Origin of the sequence: Hydrogenophaga sedimenti (assembly GCF_051857515.1) — a bacterium.
In the GTDB taxonomy this organism is placed as follows: domain Bacteria; phylum Pseudomonadota; class Gammaproteobacteria; order Burkholderiales; family Burkholderiaceae_C; genus Hydrogenophaga.
In genome coordinates this window covers 1-3607 of the sequence record NZ_JBPZHA010000029.1, presented here as the reverse complement: position 1 = coordinate 3607, position 3607 = coordinate 1, and the positions used below count along the sequence as shown (strand labels likewise).

The following is a 3607-nucleotide window of genomic DNA, read 5'->3' as shown; positions in this document are numbered from 1 at the left end:
TACTGCCTCCCAAGCTCTTGCCATTGAGCGGCAAGCGAGCGCTCAACCTTCCTTGGCCGAACGTGTTTCGAGGCCCAAAACTCGTGCCATACTTGGCCTCATGCGGTTGAATTTCCTATCCGTTGAGCAGGATGGGATAAGGCTTGTAATCGGGCTTCCAGATGATCATGGCCATCGTCTGCAAGAGCAGCGACATGCCCATGGCCGTGATCAGCGGGGCCAGTCGGGGCGCATTGCGCAGCGGCCGATAGGCCAGTTTCTCGATCGCGTAGTTCAGCGCCATGCACACGGCCATGGCCGCCATCAGCGACAGGCTCAGCAGCACCCAGCCGGGCCAGCCGGTGTCGCCCAGCAGGGTGACCACCGTCCAGCTCACCAGCGCCCCCACCATCAGCACCTCGCCGTGGGCGAAGTTAATGAGGTTCACGATGCCGTACACCATGGTGTAGCCCAGGGCCACGAGCGCATACATGCTGCCCAGCACCAGGCCATTGATCAGTTGTTGAATGAAGATGTCCACGATCCGTGAGGCATGCAAAAAGCCCGCCAGGCAGGTCGCGACCAGCAGGCGGGCAGTGTCGAAATCAAACGGTTGGGATTATCGGCCATTCGCGGGGCGCCCCCCGCTGGGGATCACCCTTCGTCCACGATGACTCACAGGGGCAGGCGGTACTTCAGCATCCCCAGGAACTGCGAAACCAGGCGGCGCTTGAGGCCCGTGTAAGGTGGGTAGAACAGCATCTTGGCGGCGTTGATCGAGCCACCCTTGAGCACGCCACGCTCGTGCGAGAAGGTCTTGAAGCCGAACTCGCCGTGGGCGTTGCCGATGCCGGAGTTGTTGACCCCGCCGAAAGGCAGGTTGCCCTGCGCGTAGTGCAGCACCACCTGGTTGATGGCCACACCACCCGAGCTGGTCTGCGCCAGGATGCGGCGCGTACGCGCCTTGTCCTGGCTGAACACATACAGCGCCAGCGGCTTGGGACCCTCGTTGATCTGGCGCACCACCTCGTCCACGTTGCGGAAGGTCAGGATGGGCAGCAGCGGGCCAAAAATCTCTTCCGACATGATGGCCGCGTCGCGGGGCACCTGATCGAGCAGCGTCGGCGCGATGTAGCAGCCCGCCACGTCCACCTCGCCACCGGTCAGGGTGCGCGCGCCCTTGGCCACGGCGTCTTGCAGCAGCCCGGCAATGCGCTGGGTGTGACGCTGGTTGATCACGCCCGTCAGGTCGCGGCAGGCACGCTGCGCCTCGGGCGTGGCACCGTAACGATCGGCCAGCACCTTACGGCACTCGGCCACGAAGCGGTCTTTGACGCTCTCGTGCACGAACACGTGGTCGGGCGCCACACAGATCTGACCGCAGTTGGTCAACTTGCCCCACAGCATCACCTCGGCGGCGTTGCGCAAGTTGGCCGTCTCATCGACGATCACGGGCGACTTGCCCCCCAATTCCAGCGTGACACTGGTGAGGTGCTTGGCCGCCGCTGCCATCACCACCTTGCCCACGGCCGGGGAGCCGGTGAAGAAGATGTGGTCAAACGGCAGCTCCAGCAGCGCGGTCGACGTCGGCAGGCTGCCCTCGAACAGGGCCACTTCGTTGGACGGGAAGGTGTCGGCAATGACCTGGGCCATCACGGCGCTGACCGAGGGCGTCATCTCGGAGGGCTTGAGGATGACGGTGTTGCCGGCCGCCAGTGCCGACACCAGCGGGCCGAAACACAGGTTGAGCGGGAAGTTCCACGGCGCGATGATCAGGCAACGGCCACGCGGCTGGTACTCGATCCAGCTTTCGGTGAACAGCGTGCCGATGGTCGGGCGCACGCGCTTGGGCTGAGCCCATTTCTTCAACGAACCGATGGTGTGGCGGATCTCTTCGAGCACCGGCATGAACTCGGTGCCGTCGACCTCGATGGCGGGCTTGCGGTAGTCCTTCTCGAACGCGGCGTAGAAGTCGGCACGACGGGCCAGCATGGCCTCACGCAGCTTCTTCAGGCGCGTGATGCGCTCGGCAATCGTCGATTCGCGCCAGGCCAGCGAGGTGGCCAGTTGCGAGTCAAAGACCCGACGGATGTCCGCGGGATCAGACTCCCCGGTCTTGGGATCGACAAGGTGCATCACAGGTCGGGTCATGAGAACTCCAGGTTCAACGATCGAGATCAGGCCACATCAGGGTGGGAGACCCACCCGCCGAGATCAGGCCTTCTTGGTTTTGACAGGGGTGGCCTTTTTGGCAGCCGCTTTCTTGGCAGGGGCCTTGTTGGCAACCACAGCCGTCGGCGTCGCGGCCTTCTTGGCGGGCACCTTCTTGGCCGGTGCTGGCTTGGCTGCCGTCTTGGTGGCGGCGGCCTTCTTCGCCGCTGCGGGTTGGGCCGCCACCGGGGTCGTCGGCTTGGAAGCGGCCTTCTTCACAGGTTTCACCGGCGCCTCGGTCGCCGCAGCCGGTTTCGCCGGAGCCTTTGCGGGCGCTTTTGCAGGTGCTTTCACCGTCGGCAACTTCACCGCGACCTTCTTGGCGATTGCGGGGGGCACTGCCTTCTTGGCTGTCGGCACACGCACGCCCTCGGCGCTCAACCCAGCACGGATCAGACGTTCGGTCAGGGCGTTGAGGTCCCCGCCCTCTTGCTCAGCCAGCGCACGCAGGCGCTGCACCAGTTCGTCCTTGAGCTTGCAGGCAAACGGCACCAGGCCCGCCGCCTGGTCCAGGCGACGCTGCTCGCGGCGATCGGGGACGGCGGTCGAAGCCACGCCAAAGCGCGTCGGCACCGGCGCCTTCTGCACGCCTTCGCGCAGCTTGATGGCTTTGTTCTTTTCCAGGTCGGTTTTCTTCATGCTCATGGCGAAGCGGTCCCCTCACGGGACAAAATAGAGGTGGGGCACGCGGATCGCACCGTATCTGAAAACAGCGTGATCCACAATCCCGAGATTGTGCACGGTGAAACCCCTCTTGTGCCCGCGTCCATCCCCCTGACAACCCTGAATCGCCCCCCCACCATGCCCCTGCAACAGATCACCTTTCCCCTGCGTGGCGAATTCATCACCCTTGACCGCCTGCTCAAGGCCTGCGGCCTCGCCGAAAGCGGCGGACGCGCCAAGACCATGGTGGCCGAAGGCATGGTGCAGGTTGATGGCCGCGACGAGCTGCGCAAGACGGCCAAGATCCGCGGCGGTCAGGTGGTGAGCCTGCACGGTGCCCGCATCAAGGTGCTGCCCGATCCTGATCTGGATCAGGTTTCCCCCGACAACGGGGATTGACCCGAGGCCACGCCTCGCCACTTGAGGCACGATGCAGGATTCCCACAAGGAGAAAACCGATGCCGAACATCTACGCGCAAGACCTGCCCAAAAACGACGCCAACTTCGCAGCCCTGACCCCTCTGCTGTACCTGGAGCGCTCGGCGCTGGTCTACCCGGACCGCGTGGCCATCATCCACGGCGCCCTGCGCCAGACCTGGGCGCAAACTTACGCGCGCTGCCGTCAACTCGCCAAAGAGGGAAGCAAACTGGTGTACCGCTGTGCCAAACAGCGCAGCGAGCCCACCAGTGACAAGCGTGGTGCCAAGGCAGATGAGCTGCACCTCACACCGCTGGAACTGATCGACCGCATCGC

3 protein-coding genes and 2 pseudogenes are annotated in these 3607 nt (G+C 64.3%); 2 read left to right on the top strand and 3 right to left on the bottom strand.

Annotated features, from left to right (window positions below; all coding sequences use genetic code 11):
- Positions 1–124: 124 nt before the first annotated feature.
- The 3 genes and pseudogenes from ACS5NL_RS22645 to ACS5NL_RS22635 form a co-directional block, all read right to left on the bottom strand.
- Positions 125–520 (bottom strand): annotated as a pseudogene (locus ACS5NL_RS22645) (branched-chain amino acid ABC transporter permease); the annotation flags it as partial.
- Between the two features lie 134 nt (positions 521–654).
- A complete protein-coding gene (locus tag ACS5NL_RS22640; RefSeq protein WP_439356253.1) occupies positions 655–2130 on the bottom strand; it encodes an aldehyde dehydrogenase family protein in 1476 nt (491 codons plus the stop codon).
- Positions 2131–2193: 63 nt separating this feature from the next.
- Positions 2194–2835: a hypothetical protein gene (locus ACS5NL_RS22635; protein WP_439356252.1), complete on the bottom strand. Its 642-nt coding sequence runs from the start codon at positions 2833–2835 to the stop codon at positions 2194–2196.
- Positions 2836–2904: 69 nt separating this feature from the next.
- Between ACS5NL_RS22635 and ACS5NL_RS22630 the strand changes: the two genes are divergently transcribed.
- Complete coding sequence (locus ACS5NL_RS22630) at positions 2905–3252, top strand: RNA-binding S4 domain-containing protein (protein WP_439356251.1); 348 nt, start codon at positions 2905–2907, stop codon at positions 3250–3252.
- Between the two features lie 59 nt (positions 3253–3311).
- Positions 3312–3485, top strand: a pseudogene (locus tag ACS5NL_RS22625) (acyl-CoA synthetase); the annotation flags it as partial.
- Positions 3486–3607: the final 122 nt, after the last annotated feature.

Excerpts from the sequence above, each read along its gene's own strand:
- ACS5NL_RS22640 (WP_439356253.1), bottom strand. The coding sequence starts at position 2,130 with ATGACCCGACCTGTGATGCACCTTGTCGATCCCAAGACCGGGGAGTCT.
- ACS5NL_RS22635 (WP_439356252.1), bottom strand. The coding sequence starts at position 2,835 with ATGAGCATGAAGAAAACCGACCTGGAAAAGAACAAAGCCATCAAGCTG.